At 57.6% G+C, this 17,556-nt stretch carries 13 protein-coding genes, 1 tRNA gene and 1 pseudogene; 7 read left to right on the forward strand and 8 right to left on the reverse strand.

Features of this window, described 5'->3' with window-relative positions:
- The coding region (locus Q1X90_RS03195; protein ID WP_300766491.1) for a family 78 glycoside hydrolase catalytic domain at positions 1-1,452 on the reverse strand (1,452 nt) is incomplete at its 3' end.
- Between the two features lie 557 nt (positions 1,453-2,009).
- On the opposite strand from Q1X90_RS03195, the gene Q1X90_RS03200 reads away from it, so the two are divergent.
- Positions 2,010-2,097: transfer RNA gene (locus Q1X90_RS03200), tRNA-Ser, on the forward strand.
- Positions 2,098-2,608: 511 nt separating this feature from the next.
- Here the strand turns inward: Q1X90_RS03200 and Q1X90_RS07470 are convergent.
- On the reverse strand, positions 2,609-2,821 hold the full coding sequence (locus Q1X90_RS07470) for a helix-turn-helix domain-containing protein (protein WP_366944453.1): 213 nt from the start codon (positions 2,819-2,821) through the stop codon (positions 2,609-2,611).
- The gene (locus Q1X90_RS03205; RefSeq protein ID WP_300766493.1) at positions 2,822-4,186 is read right to left on the reverse strand and encodes an ATP-binding protein; all 1,365 of its coding nucleotides are present in this window, start codon (positions 4,184-4,186) and stop codon (positions 2,822-2,824) included.
- 417 nt (positions 4,187-4,603) lie between these two features.
- Between Q1X90_RS03205 and Q1X90_RS03210 the strand changes: the two are divergent.
- From Q1X90_RS03210 to Q1X90_RS03220, 3 genes and pseudogenes are all read left to right on the forward strand, one after another.
- Positions 4,604-5,197: pseudogene (locus tag Q1X90_RS03210) on the forward strand (HNH endonuclease family protein); the annotation flags it as partial.
- A gap of 15 nt (positions 5,198-5,212) precedes the next feature.
- Positions 5,213-5,917, forward strand: a complete 705-nt coding sequence (locus Q1X90_RS03215; RefSeq protein ID WP_300766538.1) for a hypothetical protein — start codon at positions 5,213-5,215, stop codon at positions 5,915-5,917.
- 245 nt (positions 5,918-6,162) lie between these two features.
- A complete protein-coding gene (locus Q1X90_RS03220) occupies positions 6,163-6,939 on the forward strand; it encodes an SDR family oxidoreductase (RefSeq protein WP_300766495.1) in 777 nt (258 codons plus the stop codon).
- Positions 6,940-6,966: 27 nt separating this feature from the next.
- Here the strand turns inward: Q1X90_RS03220 and Q1X90_RS03225 are convergent, their stop codons facing one another.
- Both Q1X90_RS03225 and Q1X90_RS03230 read right to left on the reverse strand, forming a co-directional pair.
- Positions 6,967-8,295, reverse strand: a complete 1,329-nt coding sequence (locus Q1X90_RS03225) for a glycoside hydrolase family 25 protein (RefSeq protein WP_300766497.1) — start codon at positions 8,293-8,295, stop codon at positions 6,967-6,969.
- Between the two features lie 145 nt (positions 8,296-8,440).
- Positions 8,441-9,952: a polysaccharide deacetylase family protein gene (locus Q1X90_RS03230; RefSeq protein WP_300766499.1), complete on the reverse strand. Its 1,512-nt coding sequence runs from the start codon at positions 9,950-9,952 to the stop codon at positions 8,441-8,443.
- 153 nt (positions 9,953-10,105) lie between these two features.
- On the opposite strand from Q1X90_RS03230, the gene Q1X90_RS03235 reads away from it, so the two are divergent.
- Positions 10,106-10,819 carry a metal-dependent transcriptional regulator gene (locus Q1X90_RS03235; RefSeq protein WP_300766501.1) on the forward strand — a complete coding sequence of 238 codons (714 nt, stop codon included), beginning with the start codon at positions 10,106-10,108 and terminating at the stop codon, positions 10,817-10,819.
- A gap of 6 nt (positions 10,820-10,825) precedes the next feature.
- Here the strand turns inward: Q1X90_RS03235 and Q1X90_RS03240 are convergent, their stop codons facing one another.
- Positions 10,826-12,289 (reverse strand): Nramp family divalent metal transporter, encoded by a 1,464-nt coding sequence (locus Q1X90_RS03240; RefSeq protein WP_300766503.1) that lies wholly within the window; start codon positions 12,287-12,289, stop codon positions 10,826-10,828.
- A 338-nt stretch (positions 12,290-12,627) separates the two neighbouring features.
- On the opposite strand from Q1X90_RS03240, the gene Q1X90_RS03245 reads away from it, so the two are divergent.
- Both Q1X90_RS03245 and Q1X90_RS03250 read left to right on the forward strand, forming a co-directional pair.
- Positions 12,628-14,097, forward strand: coding sequence for an FtsX-like permease family protein (locus Q1X90_RS03245; protein WP_300766505.1), 1,470 nt, complete (start codon positions 12,628-12,630; stop codon positions 14,095-14,097).
- Entirely contained in the window at positions 14,090-15,436 is a 1,347-nt protein-coding gene (locus Q1X90_RS03250; RefSeq protein WP_300766507.1) for an ATP-binding cassette domain-containing protein, read from the forward strand. Before Q1X90_RS03245 ends, Q1X90_RS03250 begins: the two co-directional genes overlap by 8 nt.
- Before the next feature lie 94 nt (positions 15,437-15,530).
- On the opposite strand, the gene Q1X90_RS03255 is transcribed toward Q1X90_RS03250, so the two are convergent.
- Positions 15,531-16,301, reverse strand: coding sequence for an HD domain-containing protein (locus Q1X90_RS03255; RefSeq protein WP_300766510.1), 771 nt, complete (start codon positions 16,299-16,301; stop codon positions 15,531-15,533).
- Between the two features lie 37 nt (positions 16,302-16,338).
- Positions 16,339-17,208, reverse strand: a complete 870-nt coding sequence (locus Q1X90_RS03260; RefSeq protein ID WP_300766512.1) for a class II glutamine amidotransferase — start codon at positions 17,206-17,208, stop codon at positions 16,339-16,341.
- Between the last annotated feature and the right edge of the window lie 348 nt (positions 17,209-17,556).

The raw sequence follows: 17,556 nt of genomic DNA on the forward strand, positions 1-17,556 counted from the left end.
CAAATAGTCCCTATATATTCCTATCGCGGTCATCATACGATATTCGGTGTATTGCGAAGGATTGTCCAAAAGCCAGTTCCATGTATTTCGAACAGTCATGTAATCATCGGTGTTCTGGTAGCTCAAGGCCTGATAGATTAAAGCGTCCCCCTCATATGGACGTCTTTCACGAGTCACCGAATCGACAACGGTATCCAGGGTCGTAGCCTCGTAAGTGTATTGCGACAGCTCGGCAACGTCATCGAGAATCTCCACTCCGGTGCTTAACGACTGTTCCGAGTCCGCAGTGGACAAGGAGACCTTCACGCCTTTGATGTCATTCGCCGTCAGTTCGCCGGGAAAGTTATGTAGCGTGACATATCTGAACCCCCTGAGGCTGAACCCCGTGAAAGTCGAGGTGCCACCACTAAAGATCCACGTCTCGTCATAAACGTTTCCGGTTCCCATTTTATATTTGGCGACGCCCGAACTAAGCTGCTCGCCTTCGGTGACTCGCACCGCCTGCTTCTCTCCCTTAGGAACGGTAACCGTCAGTTGTATGTCGCCAATGATCTCTTTGTTGAAGGCGACCGTGTAAACACCCTGACGCTGCCGAGTGATCGATCCGACAGACACCAGTGACCTTTTCATATTGGAGACAATCGATGGCGACAGCTTATACGTCGTCGGCAATCCGAAACTTTTCGGCTGCTCCCACCCAGCCGAGCTCTCCTTGAATCCGCTATCCACACCGTCAACCTGGTCTGGATCGCACCATGATGCGGGGAAAGCCGAGACATCGACGTTCTGCGCATTCTCCGTGTAATACTGCGTTCCTATGGAATGCCCCGATGTCCCATAGACGATATCGTCCATGGACATGGCTTGCGTGGAAGCGGAGCCATTCTGAACATCGGAACCAGAGTTGTAGACCACCGAGGAAGTGCCATCCGAATAGAAGTAGGTGAGCTGCATCAGAACGCCGGGGGATACGGTTCCCCCGGGAGCATAGCTGAACAGGCCGAGAACGTTCGCCTTTCCTTTCGCCAACTGCTCTGTGATGTCATAAGTGTTATAAAACAGTTTGCTCGACGATCGTCTTGTAGGGCCGACCCCGATCTCTTGATTGTTAACGAATGCCGTAAAGATATACCGTCCGGAGGCTTTCGACGTATCCACCGTATCGGAGCCAAGAGCGGTAACGGTGAGAAGTGCCTTGGTGACTCCATCGGCTTTGGCGACCCGGGCGCGGATCAAGGACGAGTTACCCTCTGTCGACCATATAAGATTCGTAGACGTGAATTTGGTTCCGACCGCTGTTGCAAAATCCCATCTCTCCGAGGAAAGAACGGTCCCGTCGGCGTTCTGTATGTCAACGGACCAGTAGTACAGGCTATTCTCGTCAAGAGTGGAGCTACCCTCACATCCCGAGGGAAAGACATCGGTAAAATACGCGTTTCTTTGGGCAGACACAGCTCCGGAATCATCCGCATCGATCCAACCGGAACTGCACAAAGAAGAAGTCTCTGAGCTATTCCGGAATAAATTGATCTGGTATTTCTTCTGATAAAAGTCAGTTGGATTCTTCCAGGAAAACACCGGTTTTCTGGAATCCGCGGCATAATTCGATTGAAGAAAACCGACGCTCAGATCATAAGGAACCCGCTCTGTCGAGGATGAATCCGCCGCATCCGCATCAGGAACGGAAACTGCAAATAGCGATGATACACAAAGAATCACGCAAAAAAATAGCAAGACCAATCGTTTTCCTGCGTTGTATATCAACTTCCCCGCGCTCCCGCCCAACGTCCCGTCGTCCGAATAATCCCTGCATCGTCCCAAATAGCGGAACAAAACCGTCACACCAATCTACCCCACCGTCCGTACGGCGCAGAAGCGGTTGACGCCATTGGCATGGCCATGGATGAGCCGGATGGTTTTCAGCACAACATGCCCACACTATAGCTTCCAATTGATACGTGCTATATTCTTTAGGGTTGTCTGGGCACCGGAGGCGTCCACGGCACAATGGAGGATTCGCCTAGTGGTCTATGGCGCACGCTTGGAAAGCGTGTTGGTGTAACAGCCTCACGAGTTCGAATCTCGTATCCTCCGCCATGAGGGTTTTGAACGAAAGTTCAAAACCCTTTTTTGTTGCCGCTTCCGTCCTGTTTCCTTGCGTTTCAGCCATTCCCCGCAATACCCATACCTTGCGTGGTCGAACATTGAGCAGCCTTTAGAGGGGTAGTTAGTAGGTAAACAAAGTGGTAAGAGCCTGACTACTCCAGATTCTTACCCACTACCAGAAGGACGCTTATGCCAGCCTCACACGTCAGGGTCAGCAGATCGAATCACTGAAATCACATGACGTCACGTTTGGCCTGTACAGGAACCACAAAGACAACACCACAAATCTGTTCCAATCCATCCGGATTATGCGCAACGCCTCTTCACATAACAACTGCCTGCTGATTGGCATCGAAAAACAGACCAGGCCTGCTATAAATCAACCACCTTGAACCTAGGAAGTTACTTGGGAACCTTTACCTTACCAACTTCCTAAGTAACCTCCCAGGTTCCGCATTCCCTTCGGCGTCCTCAAGCCGCCTTCACCCGATACGGCAGCTGCTCACGCTGAGACTCCGTTCGCCTTTTGAGAAGGCACCAAGCGGTAGCGACGCTTGGGGCTGTACTTGGAACCTATGCCTTCCACCAGTCCATCTGCCATCATGCGGGAAAGGTAATCGCGAATGGTTTTGGTGGATGTCCCGGAAGCGTTCGACAATTCCGAAGTGCTGGCGCTTTGCCTCCGGGCAAGATACGACAAAAGCGCCTGTTCCATTCACAGTGTTGTCTCATACCGCGCATTACGGCCACTCCCGACCTTCTTCGCTCGCCCCTCACTCACCAGTTTCCGCAATTGGTAGTATGCCTGATTCGAGTCAAGGTGCAGCAGTTTCATAACATCGTTTTTGCTCACCGACCCCTGCTTATTCATCAGCTTTGTTATCAACTCCGGATAACGCACCCTATCGATGTCTGACTGTCTAACATATTCCACCACTTTGCCGCTGCGACGGGATACTTTCGCCCCCAACATGTATGAACGCCGAGCACCAGTGCCGTAGCTTTCAACAAGACCAGATTCGGCCAACTGCCCCAATACGGTACGCAAACGCTGGTCGCTCATGTCCAAAGACTTCGACAGAACTTCAAAGCTACAACGCCTTTCACCTTTGAGCTTGTCCAAGATGAGCAGCCCATCGAGAGGCAAAGACCTGCCGCTACGCTCACGTTCCTCAGCCAAGAGCTCCACGAACGCCTTATCAGGTGCGCTCCTTGCCAAAAGCACAGATACTTCGCGCTCGTTTGATCTCGAATAATCCGGTAGGGGACGCCCATAGTTCAAAGCCCCCTCGAAAATACGATCGATGCCACGGCCTGTCCGTTCGGCAAGCCCAGTCCTTTTCAGCGCGTCCATGAGACATGGATTCCGGCCATGCGGCTCGGCGGTAAGTAAATTATGAATGCTGATGCCTTCCACGAATCCACCAGGATTAGCAATGGTCAGCCCGGCATCATCCACCAGCACCCGCACACGACCAAGAACCGAATAGTCCCTGTGCCCAAACGCATTGACCAGGGCCTCTCTGAAAGCCCTTTCATCAAATTCAGGAACCATTGAGGAAAACAGTCCTACGTTCAGTTCCGTTCCCGGATTCCATGGTTTAAACGCTTCCGCTATCTGTTCTATGGTTTTGAGCAGTGGCCCACGATATGTCTGGTTCACCTTGATATCAGTTCCGGCAAGAACCTGGAAAACCGCCTCATTCGTCGGAACAAGACGCTGCAACGATTCCTCCAGATCCTCATCCTCAAGTTCGAGGAGATTACGGTCACCGGACTGGCAGGACGCGATAATCCTATGCAGACAAGGGCTACAACCGCTTCTACCGGTTCTGAATCCGAAAGGCCCTTTAACATCATTCTTGAATTCTTTGAACAAAGCTTCTCTGCCATATTCATGTACGATTCGCAACCGCCCACTCCGAATCTCTGAATTTTTCTCTGAATCGTGCAATCCTTCTCTGAATTCAGAGAAAGACCACTGAATCCAGAGAAAGGCCACTTCCTTAAGACCGATTAATCGGCAGTGGCAGTTGTCCTCCGCCAATAGACTCAGGAACAGCGAGACTAAGCCATTCACGAGGCGTTTCTCTCTCCATGGCGACGATGACGACGACAATCGATACCACCCGATGGCATAGCGCCGACGGCTCATCTTGCTCAGATCGTGACAACTATCCCTGCGCCGGAGTCCGCCGCTGACATCGGGCAATCAACGTTCCAGAACCTTCGCTCGTGACGCATGACGACGCATATTTCCTCTGTGAATTTATCAACTGCGTGCTCCTCTCGTATGCAAAGAACCTGCGATTCCCCAATTGAATTCAGTACATACCTGGAACTGGAATATGATATTCCTTGCATCGCGTCTCATACGCGACGCATACAGAGAACCGAGAAGGGTATGAAAAAGAGAAGAGCAGTTCTTCTGGCGCCGCTTTCCGCAGTAGCCATCGTCTTAGCCATGGTTTTTCCGCTTGCCGGAACAACCTCACAGATGCAGACAGCCGACGCGTCCACGACAACCGCCGCATCCGCCCTGTCGCAGCTGACCGTCAAAAGCGACGCCTCGACGGCGGGATATTCGCGAGACCAGTTCGGAAATGACTGGGAGGACGTCGACAACAACAACTGCGACACGCGCGACGACATTCTCAAACGCGATCTGACCCATATCACATATAAGACGGGCAGTACCTGCGTCATTGCATCCGGTACGCTGAACGACCCCTATACCGGGAAGACCATCAACTTCGTCAGAGGCGAGAATACGTCGCAGGCCGTCCAGATCGATCACGTCGTGGCGCTCGGCAACGCCTGGGAGACCGGAGCCCAGTCATTGACCACGGCGAAAAGAACGCAACTGGCCAATGATCCGTTGGAGCTTCTGGCCGTGGACGGTCCCACGAATGGGAAGAAAGGTGACAAAGACGCCGCGGGGTGGGTTCCGTCCAACACGAAGGCCGACTGCGCCTACGTCGCCAGACAGATCACGGTCAAGCAGAAGTACGGTCTGTGGGTGACGTCCAGTGAAAAGAACCGGATGTCGACGGTTCTTTCGACATGCCCCAACCAGCCTCTGGCAACGGGAACGACGGGACTGGACATCTTCTCCTCATCGTCATCCTCAGGCGTCACGGTCAGCAAGCCTGTTCTCACGTACCGCACGCACGTCCAGACCTACGGATGGCAGAAATGGATGGGTGAGGGCGCGACATCGGGGACCACCGGAAAAGCCAAACGCCTCGAGGCCATCGAGATCCGCCTGTCGGGGAGGTCCCAGGCGACCAAGGGAGAGATCCAGTACCGCACGCACGTGCAGACCTACGGATGGCAGAAATGGGTGAATACCGGAACATTATCAGGAACGACGGGGAAGGCCAAGAGACTCGAAGCAATTAGCATCAGGCTGACCGACAATCTTGCCAAACGCTATGACGTGTACTATCGCGTCCACGCCCAGCACTTCGGCTGGATGGGATGGGCGAAGGACGGCGCGAATGCGGGGACCGCAGGATACGCCTACAGGCTCGAGGCCATCCAGATTAGGCTCGTCACGAAAGGCGGGGCCGCTCCGGGAAGCATCTCCACCGCGTTCCGTCAGGCTCCCGCGAAGAAGACCCCGGCCAAAGCAGTCACGAAGAAGACCTCGACGCCTACGAGGAATACCGGATCGTCATCCCTGCCGGTCAAGACGGCAGGATCCTATTGCAAGAAGTCCGACAAAGGCAAGCATGCGCGGACCAGCACGGGTGTGACGCTTACTTGCAAGACCACGTCGTCGGACTCGCGACTGCGCTGGCGACACTGACGGGCTGGCTATGTGAGAGTCCCTGCGAAATATCAGGATTCCAACGGGACGTTAACGATGCGCAGGAACCATGAAACCGTGGATCGGTTCAGACTCGTGTCTGGATGCTCTGCGCTGCAGAGCATCCCCGCGGGGCGTAATCCCCGCCGGACGGCTACGCTCATATGCAACTACGCTCGTATGCAACCGGAATGGAACGCAAGCCCGCGTTCCCCGCGACACGAAGAGAACCGAGGCACACACCCATGAACAGGACCGTGGTCGTCACAGGATCGACATCGGGAATCGGAAGCGCATTCGCCGACCTCTTCGCGAATCGGGGCGATGCGCTCATCCTCGTCTCGCGCAGCGTCAAAACGCTTCGGGCGCAATGCACGGCTTTGAGCGAACGTCATCCGCAGGGGCGGTTCTCATACATCGTCGCCGACCTCAGCGACCACGTCCAGGTGGATATGGTCTGCCGGCGTCTGGCCGACGAACCGGTCGACGTTCTGGTGAACAACGCCGGATTCGGCATGACGGGACCTTTCACCCACGAGGATCCTCGGGGCATACGGTCCATGATCGACGTCAACGTGGCAGCCCCCACCGCATTGTCGAGGACGGTCGCCGAGGGAATGGTGTCACGTGGACACGGCCGCATTCTCAACGTCGCGTCGATCGCCGCCTTCATGCCCAATCCCTTCGGTGCCGTGTACGCCGCGACCAAGGCGTATGTGCTCAGCCTGTCCGAAGCCCTGTCCGAGGAGCTGCGAGGCACGGGAGTCACCGTGTCGGCGCTCTGCCCCGGACCGACGCGCAGCAATTTCGCGGAACGTTCGCAGATGGGGCGGACCCGGGTGTTCGCGCGGAACGTGATGGACGCCGAATCCGTGGCACGAGCCGGCTACAAAGGGATGATGCGTGGAAGGCGACGGATCGTCCCCGGGCTGCCCAACCGAATCCTCACGGGGCTGAGCATCATCGTACCTACGGTCGTGGTTCTTCGAATCGCGGCCTGGGCGTTGCGGTACACGGATTAGAGCGCACGGCCGGCGACCTAGCTGCACCTATCGACGCACCGCCAACGTATCCACCCCATCACCATCCCAATCACCAACCAGAACCGTATCCGATCCCTTCCCGTAGCGCACGGTCTTGTCGGCCTTGCCCCCCGAAATCGAATTCTTGAAGTAATAGCAATTCCCATTGCACGCGGGGATATAGGTTTTGTTGCCAAACGCGCTGAAGTCGACGCTTCCGCTGATGCCACTTACGGAGCCTCGATCGGTGTACTGCCACCCCCTGCTGTTTGACGTGAAGCCGGTGAATTCATTCGTTCCCCCATGCTGAGCGACCCAAGTTGTTTTGGACCAGATGGATGAGGACTTCAAAACACCGTTCAACCGACTCGTATAGGAGTACACGCCCAGATTGGTGTATCCCGCGGAATTCAGTTCCTTGTACCAAGCGCTGATCATCGCCTCGTAGGTCGTGGTGCTTGTTGGCGGGACATGGATCGGTTTATCGTTGGAATCGTTCCACGTCCAATCCTCAAGGTCGTAGTAGATTGGATACGACAGGTCACTGGCGCTCACTCCCGCTTCCTTAAGCAACGCCGCGACGTTGGCTCCCTCCGCGGACGCTGTGTCCACGTCGTAGGCATACGAATACAGATAGATTCCGAAGGAGATTCCCAGCCGCTTACACCAGGTGATGTTCCGCACGGCCTTCGCATCGAATCCGTTGTCCCAGGCGTATCCGATCCGGATGATGGCCCCCTGGACCCCGGATTGCTTGACCTTGGTCCAGTTGACGTCACCTTGATATTCGGACACGTCGATGACCCGTGACGCCTGCTGGACGAAAAGCGACCCGTCCGCGTTGAAGAACGCGGACGTACCGTTCTTGGTCCCCCAATATGCTCCATACGTGTTGTCGTACAAAGCGGCGGTCCGTACGGATCCGGACCCGCTTTCGGAAGATGACATGGCTTCACGGACCCTGCTCACCGACACGGGAATGAATTTCTGCCCATCAGTGCGATCAAGAGGATCCGGCGGCTGGGTCGATGTGCCGACCACGCTGGGATCGGTGACAGTCTCCCCTGTCTCAACGTTCCTCACCGTTCCATCCGATAGTTTCGCCAATGTTTCGGATATCGTCGTCGCGTCGTCAGGAATCGAATCCACGATTGTCTGGGGAAGCGTCATTGAGGGATTGTCGGGAAACGATCCGTTCGTCGTTTCGTCGGCGGACGAGACCACGACATCCGTTTTAGAGCCGTCAGTGACGGTCGATCCGATTGCCGCAGGCGCGGAGATGGACCCCACGGAGAGTACGGCGGACATGAGTATCCCAGCCAATCGGATCAACACCGGGAACACGGTGGTCACCATGTAACAACCATCCTCCCTACATTCATGGTCACAAAATGCAAATGCGCTCCAAAAAAGACATCTTGCTTGCGCAAGTGTATCCCATGACTCTGTGGAAATACTTTGTGACAATGCTCTGCGGCAACCGTGCACAATCGGCGGAAGGTCAGTTTTCCACCTGTTCAGTCGATCCCAGATGAATCATGTCGTGCTGGCTGTAGTAAACCCACCCCGGCTTGGGTGAACCACCAAGCAGCTGGGCGACCGTCACAAGGGTGTATCCCTTTGAGCGCAGTTGATGAACGATGTCCGGAACCGCTTTGACCGTGCTGGCGTAAATGGAATGCATAAGGACGATGGATCCCGCCGACACGTTGTTGACGACCGTCGTCGTTGTCTTCTTCGCATCAAGTGATTTCCAGTCCTCGGAATCGACGTTCCACAAAATAATGGCTTCGCCACGCTTCGCGGCGACGTTGCGCACATCATCATTCCAAGCGCCGTAAGGAGGCCTCACCAAGCCGGAGCTCACACCACCCGCGGCCACAATGGCACTCTCTGTGAGGGAAAGCTCGGACGCGATGTCCTTCGTGGACAGCTTCGACAGCTGCGCGTGGTCCCACGAATGATTCCCGTCCAAACTTCCGGAGGCGACATCGCGCGTGATGTTCGAGGATGTGCTCGACGTGATGTTCTTGCCGATCATGAAGAACGTCGCCTTGACCTTGAGCTTGTCAAGCTCGTCGCGGAGCTTGGAGTCGTTCACCGCGCTGGGGCCATCGTCGAACGTCAACGCCACGCACTTGAGCTTGTCGCAGTCCACCCCCGACTGCTGCTCGATCGACGCGCTCACGGCATCCATCGCCTTCTGTAGCGAGGTGGCACTCTCGCGGCATTTCTTCGCGAGCGCCGTGGCCGACGACGAGCTTGTGGACTTCGATTTCACCAAAGCAAGCGCCGCGGTGATCTCGGTGGACAGCGCCTCGTGGTACGTCGTCTCGGCGGTTTTCGCAGCGGTCGAATTCAGCAGTGTCTTGGCGTTCGTCGCAAGCGCCGACAAGGTGCTTTGCTCATCCGCAAGCGTTTTCTCATCACGACTCGCCAGCACCGTGGTCGAGGCTTTCGTAACCTTGTCCACATGCGCACGCATCGCCTCGGTCTGCGCGGTTATGGCTGCGGTGGACGCTTTCAGCGACTTCGTGGAGCTCTTCGTGGAGCATGCATCCGCGGCCGTGAGAACCGGGTTCTTCGACAGGATGGCGGATGCGGCCGACACCGTCGCGCTCAGCTTTGTTACCACGGAGGCTTGCGACACCTGCGACGATGTCACTCCGCCGGACGTGGACGCGACCGTCTTCAGGGTCTTTTCCAGACGCGAGCGCGCCTGATTGCTTCTGGACACAGCGTTCCTACAGTCCTCAAGGGCGGCGTTATGCTCGGCCTTCAACCACACCAGCGCACCGAACACACTGATGAAAATCAGCAATCCCACCAGAATGGCCCAAGCCCAGCGGGGGAAACGCGGAATGTTGGAAGGAGAATTAAGGGCGGCGATGTCATCGGCCGTCAGAGCCTCGCCAACAGCGCTATCCGCGCGACCGCTTTGCGGGGATTCCGACGCCGGACGGCCGTTATTCCCTGCGGCTCCCCGCGCTCCCACATCATTCCCTTCCATCATTCTCTTTCATCATTCTCTTTCATCCATGTCTTCCACGCACGCACGTCTTCTCACACACGCTCCACCAACCAGTATCTCGCTGTTTCCGCGGGCACGCGCAAGCATGGAACGGTTTCTCGTCCCGATTCAGCAGCATCCACTAGAATGATCCGCATGTCCTTGCACAATCTGTCCGCGAACGCCCAAGATTATCTTAAGGTTCTCTGGGATTTGCGTGAATGGACCGGAGAGTCCGTCGCACCTTCCGAGCTGGCGAAAAGGGCGGGCGTGAAGCTCTCCACCGTGTCGGGAGCGGTGTCCCGTCTGGTATCCGGAGGATATGCGACGCACACTCCGTATGGCACCATAGAGCTCACCGCGGAGGGCGAGTCATACGCGCTGGTCATGGTCAGGCGACACCGGCTTCTTGAGACCTTTCTTGTGCGGACGTTGGGATACCGCTGGGACGAGGTGCATCACGAGGCGGATGCGTTGGAGCACGCCGCCTCGGACATGATGATCGACCGGATCGACGAACTTCTGGGCCACCCTGAGACGGATCCCCATGGCGACCCCATACCGCGGGCCGATGGAACCCTGCCGGAGAATCATTCGATTCCGCTTGCCGACGCCCCACAACGCGAAGTGGTGCGCATCGACCGCGTAAGCGACGAGGATTCCGGACTCCTGCGATATCTGGACGATCAAGGAATCGGGATAGGGTCCGAGGTCCTCATCGGGGCACGTCCTCCCCATTCACACACCACCACGATCATCGCACTTTTCGATGCTTCCTCCAGGGAGGAGATGCCGCTAAGGGATCCCATCGCGCTCGATGCGGCCGCCGGGACGCAGATTCGGGTGACCCCGATCGACATCAACCGATAGCGGGCATCACACCCTCACAAGAAGCTGCGAGACGTCCTGCACAACGAGCTGAAGATTCAAGGCCGTAAGAACCGCGACGACGAACCATGCCACCACCGACAGCCATATCGAGTTCACGTGGCGGCCCATGATTTTGCGCGACGACGTCAAAGCGACGAGCGGGATCATCGAGATCGGCAGCGCCACGCAGAGGAACACCTGCGAATAGACGAGAAGACTGTCCAAGGCCGATTCTTTGCCGCCAAAGATGATGGCGCAGATCATGACGGGAATGATGGAGATCACTCTGGTGACCACCCGCCGCAGCCACAGGGGAATACGCATACGGATGAATCCCTCCATGACGATCTGTCCGCTGAGCGTTCCGGTGATCGTCGAATTCTGGCCGGATGCGAGCAGCGCCACAGCAAACAACGTGCTGAGCACACCGCTGGCGACCGGGCCCGCGATCGACGAATCCTTCAAAGCGTCATACAAAGCCGTGAAGGTGCCCAGACCGTCACCATGTCCGTAAAACATCGCCGCGCCCAGCATCAGCAGAAGACAGTTGACGAGGAACGCCAGACCAAGCTGGATATTCGAATCCCATGTCGCGAAGCGGACGGCCTTGTCCACCTGGGAGGCGTCGTCGCGGTCGTAATCACGTGTCTGCACGATCGAGGAATGCAGATACAGATTGTGGGGCATAACGGTCGCTCCGACGATGCCCAACGCCATCGTCAGCTGTCCGTTGCCCAGAATCTGGGTGCTGGGAACGAATCCGGCCACTACGGCACCCATATCCGGACCCGCGACGGCGACCTCATACAGGAAGACCACAAGAATCACGCAGATGAGCGTCGCGACGATCGCCTCGATCTTTCGGAAGCCTATCTGCATGAGAAGGAGAAGGAGGAGAACGTCGAGGACGGTCAGCGTCACACCCCACGGCAAGGGAATGCCGAACAGGAGCTTAAGCGCGATGGCCCCGCCGATCACCTCGGCGATGTCCGTGGCCATGACGGCAAGCTCCGTGCTGACCCACAGCGCAAAACCCAGTCGGCGACCGGTATGAGCGCGTGTGGCCTGAGCCAGATCAAGCCCAGTGACGATTCCCAGTTTCGCGGACATATACTGTAGCATCATCGCGATGAGGCTCGAAAGCAGGATAACCGACATCAGAAGATACCCGTACTGGGCACCTCCACCTATGGAGGTGATCCAATTGCCCGGATCCATATATCCGACCGCCACCAAGGCCCCCGGTCCAGAGAACGCGACAAGATTGCGCCAGAACCCATGATGCCCCGAGGGAACATGCACGGTGGAATTGATCTCCTCAAGCGACAGCCCATTGGCCGTCTCAATAATCGAGAACCTTTCGCGCCCGCCCCGGGAGCCGGGCCGCGCATCACCCGAGCGGTCCATCGAAGCTGCCGATGCCCGTCGGCCAGCGGAGTCCACCGTCATACCGTCGGACTCAATCATCATTCCCACCTGTCTCTCTTCGAGGCCGTACATTCGACCGCCGACGAACCCGCATCGCCTCCCACGCGGGTTCTATCTCATGAACTTTTATATTCTAGCCCTAGAACTATTACCGGTATTGTTAACTACGCGACATCCGCCAATCAGGCATCAAGTAACTACAGAATCCCGCATGGCCTCGGGCGTCCATCCCCAGCTCCCAGCCAGCGTTCAGCAATACCGCAGAGACGTTCCAGAGTTAAGCGCGATACCATTACATAAGACGGAAAGGCCCGCCGACCACCTCACAGGAATGTCTCCAGGTCCGAACGCGAGCTCCCACATCACCGGAAAGGCACCACATGTTCGTTCTTAAGAACGCATGGGCAACTCTGACGCTCCACGGATGGCGCACCGCCACGATCACGCTTACCGCACTGTCAGCCGCGACCCTGACAATTTTCTCGACCGCCGTGATCAACTCCGCGAACACGGCGGAGACCACGACGTATCAGGCCCAAAAACCCACAGTGGTCATCCGCCCCACGGCCAAGACGGAGGCCAAGCGCAATGGGGCAGACTCCTCCTGGACCAAATACCATCTGTCATGGGAGGACTACACCACCTATGCCACCAAGGTGCAGTCCGCCGGAGTGACCTTCTCCTACACGTTCAGCGAGACGGTTCCCGTGCGCCAGACCTCGTCAACCAAGGCCATCGCAGGGACCAACGATGCCGGGGCCGACAAAACGGGAGGGGAGCTGACGTGGAGAAGCTTTTATACGCTCGAGGCCGCCCAATCCAATGACCTGGGACGATTCAAACTTATCTCCGGCAAGCACCTCAACTACACGGGCGCCGACACAAGCAACGTTCTGATATCCCAATCGCTCGCCAAGAAGAACAACCTCAAAGTCGGAAGCACCATCACCGTCGCCAACCCGACGAACTCGTCGAAAACGTACAAACTCAAGGTGCGGGGAATCTACGTCTATGTCGGCTCGGCCTCCAAGGGGCAGGGCAGCGATGCGAAACAGTCCAAGGACAATCGCGAGAACGCCATCTATTCGAGCTACTACACCTTCGGCTACAACGGACTGGACATATCCAACGGCAAAGGCTGGGCGAAGCCGGATCTGAACGTCATGTTCAAGCTCAGTAAGTTGAAGGCATACAACACCTTCGTCAGGGCGGTGAAGAAAGCGAAGCTCCCGTCAACGCATGATGTCAGCTCCCCCTCCCTCACCAAATACGAAAACAAGATCACGCCTCTGTCCCAACTGGCTTCACGGCTGCGGATCGTCCGCATCGTGACATGGGCCGCAGGTGGCGTCATCCTTCTGGGACTCACGATCTTGGCTTCGACGCGGCGACGCGGTGAAATCGCCGTGGCCATGCTTGTTGGCTCGTCACGTGGTCGTATCGCATGGCAATTCATGATTGAGTCTCTGATGCTGACACTTCTTGGACTTCTTTTGGGAACACTCCTTGGCGGCGTCGGCACGCCCTGGCTCGGCTACACATTGGCCGGATCGAACGCCACGCCCATTCAGGCATGGCTTATCTGGTCGGTACTGGGATACGGACTGGCCATATGCGTGGCTTTGGCCATCATATCCATGGTGCCCGTCCTCTCCCTGAGGCGTGCAAGACTTGTCGATCCATTGCCTGTCATCGAGGCTCCGGTGGACGATCTTCCACAGAGTCCGGAGGGTGACGCATCCGAGAGCACGGACATCGTAGAAAACACAGAGACGCCCGATAAGACGGACACCATGCACACCAAGGAAGCCGCCGCGGACACAACCAGCGAGGAGGCGCACGATGAGTGACGACCCGCAAGAGAAGAACGAGAAGCCACAAACGAACGACTCGATGAGCGGCGACACCGAATCCAGCGCTCGTGGCAACACCACGGCAGACAAGGCCCGATCCAAGGCCACAACTCCGGATGCGACCACTTCCAACACCGACACGACGAAAGCCGAGGACACCCTTTCCTCGGCGACGGATGGTGCCACGGAAGTGACCTTCTCCATCATCTTCGATGATGACGACGCCGTCGCCAGCGCAGGCACCGACTCCACAGACGCCGACTCCGCCGACGACGTAGACGACGTAGACGACGATACAGCCGCCAACACCAACGCAGCCGTTCCTGACGATAATGCCGCTAGCGACGTCAGCACCGCCGGGAACGAGGACGACACGGACGACGCCACGCCCGAAGCGGCTCCGGCGGATAACACCCCTAAGGACGCCCCATCGGACTCGCCGGACGCCGAGGTGCCGGATGCCGCCGGGACAACGGAACCGCCAGCCGCGGAGATCGATGAGGACGATATCGACGAAGACGAGGACGTTGCGGACGAAGACGAAGACACGGACGACACAGTCAGCACCCCTGCCAATGCCCTGTCCATCGAAAAGGGAATCAGCGCAACGATCCGGTCCACCGGACAGGAGGATGACATCCTGCTGCGGTCCTACCCGACGTTCTCACTGACTGATGTGACCGTCGTCAAGAAATCGGACAGCCGCCGAATCCTCGACGACGTGACCATGTCCTTCTACGCGGGCAATCTCTACTGCGTGGGAGTCGACCCGGACTACACCGAACAGCACTCGACCTTCATTCAGGTCATCACCGGGCTGCGTCGCCCGACTTCCGGAACGGTGATGATGCGCAGCGCCAACCTCGCGGAACTGGACGCGGTCGAGGCCCGCGGGCACCGGCTTGGCATCGTCACTCAGAAATACCGGGTCCGGGAGGGACTTAACGCCGTCGACAACATCACGTACGCGATGGACGCATCGAACCGAAACTTCCTGAAGCCGAAGAAAACCATCGCCAAAGAGCTTCTCAAGCATGTAGGCTTCCCCAGCGACGGCACGAAAGACGCCGACGGACCGAACTCACCATGGCGCGTTCGGGTTGGGACTCTTTCCCCTGTTCAGCAGCTGCGCGTGGCCATCGCCAGAGCCATCAGCTGCGAGGCGAAGGTTCTGATTCTCGATGAACCAGTCGTGGGTCTGGATGATGACGAGTCGGAGTCCATCATGTCCACGCTCCAATCGCTTGCCCATGACAAGGACCCTCGATGCGTGATTGTGGTAAGCAGTGACGAGACGATTCTGGACGCGGGCGACGAGCGGGTGGATCTGATCTGACGGACGGATTCAATCCGGACGGGGGTGGTGTCGCCGGCCAACTATGGGGCCGGCGACACCACCCCCGTCATACCCAACCGGCCGTCGCCCTGATCTATCGCGATACGGGCATATCGTACTGTCTCGCCAGTGAATCGATGTCGGGAACACCGTACTTGCGCACCAGCTCCATCCATGCACGCCGGTTGGCCTCACCATACCGTGCGGCCTTGCGCTCATAGGCCTCAGCGGTGAGGAACCGGGGAGGAATCGACTTGCTGTGGTATTTGTCTGCCACCATAACCACCTCCTGTTCCAATGTCATGGGAGAGTAGTTGTCGGGCGGGAGGGGAAGGTTCTGCTCCACCACCTGTTCTCGCGTCAGCCCCACACCGGTGTGGTTCCGCGCGAACTCAGCGATTGACTCGTCGACGCCCTGCTCTTTGAGGTACTCATATCCAAGAAGCCCGTGAAGGATGTAGCGGGGACCGTCGAACTTCAGCGCGCGACCGTCCGACCCATCATGCGCCAGGACACGATACGTGCCGATGTCATGAAGAAGCCCCCCCACCACCACCATTCGCTCATCAAGATAATGCGGAGGGATCGTTCCTCCAACGACGCCCTCGGTCGGTGGAACCATAAAGCCTTCACTGGACGACGTGGATGGATCGCACCCTCCGTGCGAATCGCCGCCTCGTTCGGAAGAGTCCACGGGCAGCGTGCAGCGCCTCATGAACAACGCGTTCTGTCGACGCGCGAGAGCGCGGGCGATGGTCGCGACGATGACGCAATGGGTGTGAATGAGGTCGTACGCGGCCTCCGACGGCGATATGCGACGATGAAGATCGTCGATCTGCTGCATATTGGGAATGAGGCCGGTCATATCCAGTATCCTAGTGGGGCGCATGGGCGAACGGGCATCACAGTGAGCGTATGCGGAACTGTCCGGTGTGGTTCGACGCGATCAGAAGATGGTTGTTCCCAAGCTCCCGCCAACCCAGAGATGCGGGCTGGGGGAATCCCGAGCTCGCCACGACCACCCCCACGGGCGCTCCAGCTGAATCGGCGATCGGACGATATCGCACGGCCCGGTAGTCCGCCGCCTCGTCACCGCGTCCATAGGACTCGTAGACATCCACCACCCGCTGAGGCGTGCCCTCACGTCCGGCCGCACGCAGAACCACCAATTCATCACGGCTTTGGACCATGCAGTTGAAACTGGAAAGCGGGTACCGCTCCCTCAGCTTGCGGACCGCGCGGCACACGGCCTCGTCCAGAGGCAGGCCCAATCCCACCTGTTCTATGACCACGGCGAAGAAGACCGCGGAGTCGCTTTCCCCGCCCGTCGACAGAACGGTGGAACGTGTGACCGGAAAATCACGATCATCAACGATGTTGCGGCCCTCGTCATTCGAGATGTCGCCATTGTGGATGAAGCTCAACCCATGCGTGGCGAACGGTTGCTGGTTGCCAAGGACGAGTGGCAGATGGGAGCTGGCAAGCCTCAGATGCCAGATGGCCCCGCGCGAACGTTGCGTGGCCAACGCGGGGAACATCGAATCATGGACCGAGGACTCGATAGAACGGTAAAGACGTTCCATGGTCTCCGGAACCGGCTCCCCGCCGTCCCGACGGAAGGGGCTGTCATTCGGAGCGGAAACGAGGCACGCTCCCCATCCGTCGTTGTGGATGCGCCCAAGATCGCGGAAACGGGCAGACTCGTCCTCGCCTATGACATCCGTCAGGCTCAGCTCAAGTCCATTGGTCGCGTATCCCAGCAATCTGCACATAATCAACCACTGTAACCTGTGACGACTCCCCTAGCTGTGTTTACGGCCACGGGCGATACGTCCGGGGCGTCGAGGGGTACCGCGACCGTCCCGCGATGGAGGAACGACCGGTCCATCATCCGCGGCCGCCGAATCGTCGGGGGTGGGATCCACGGATGAACGCTCCGTTCCCACGCCGTTCTTGTCCACCACGCCGTTCTTGTCCACGTTGTCCTGTTGCGCTACGGACTCCGCACTGCCGATGGACTCATGCGCCGGGACCTCTATGCGATGCAGAACAACCGTCTTCTCGGGGTCGAACGCTTGGACGACATCCGTGATGCGCTCGGTCGGAGCGTTGTCGGAGGG

Source organism: uncultured Bifidobacterium sp. (assembly GCF_949292005.1).
In the GTDB taxonomy this organism is placed as follows: domain Bacteria; phylum Actinomycetota; class Actinomycetes; order Actinomycetales; family Bifidobacteriaceae; genus Bifidobacterium.

Excerpts from the sequence above, each read along its gene's own strand:
- Q1X90_RS03260 (WP_300766512.1), bottom strand. The coding sequence starts at position 17,208 with ATGTGCAGATTGCTGGGATACGCGACCAATGGACTTGAGCTGAGCCTG.
- Q1X90_RS03250 (WP_300766507.1), top strand. The coding sequence starts at position 14,090 with ATGAGTGACGACCCGCAAGAGAAGAACGAGAAGCCACAAACGAACGAC.
- Q1X90_RS03235 (WP_300766501.1), top strand. The coding sequence starts at position 10,106 with ATGTCCTTGCACAATCTGTCCGCGAACGCCCAAGATTATCTTAAGGTT.
- Q1X90_RS03220 (WP_300766495.1), top strand. The coding sequence starts at position 6,163 with ATGAACAGGACCGTGGTCGTCACAGGATCGACATCGGGAATCGGAAGC.
- Q1X90_RS03230 (WP_300766499.1), bottom strand. The coding sequence starts at position 9,952 with ATGATGGAAGGGAATGATGTGGGAGCGCGGGGAGCCGCAGGGAATAAC.
- Q1X90_RS03245 (WP_300766505.1), top strand. The coding sequence starts at position 12,628 with ATGTTCGTTCTTAAGAACGCATGGGCAACTCTGACGCTCCACGGATGG.
- Q1X90_RS07470 (WP_366944453.1), bottom strand. The coding sequence starts at position 2,821 with ATGGAACAGGCGCTTTTGTCGTATCTTGCCCGGAGGCAAAGCGCCAGC.
- Q1X90_RS03255 (WP_300766510.1), bottom strand. The coding sequence starts at position 16,301 with ATGACCGGCCTCATTCCCAATATGCAGCAGATCGACGATCTTCATCGT.
- Q1X90_RS03240 (WP_300766503.1), bottom strand. The coding sequence starts at position 12,289 with ATGATGATTGAGTCCGACGGTATGACGGTGGACTCCGCTGGCCGACGG.
- Q1X90_RS03225 (WP_300766497.1), bottom strand. The coding sequence starts at position 8,295 with ATGGTGACCACCGTGTTCCCGGTGTTGATCCGATTGGCTGGGATACTC.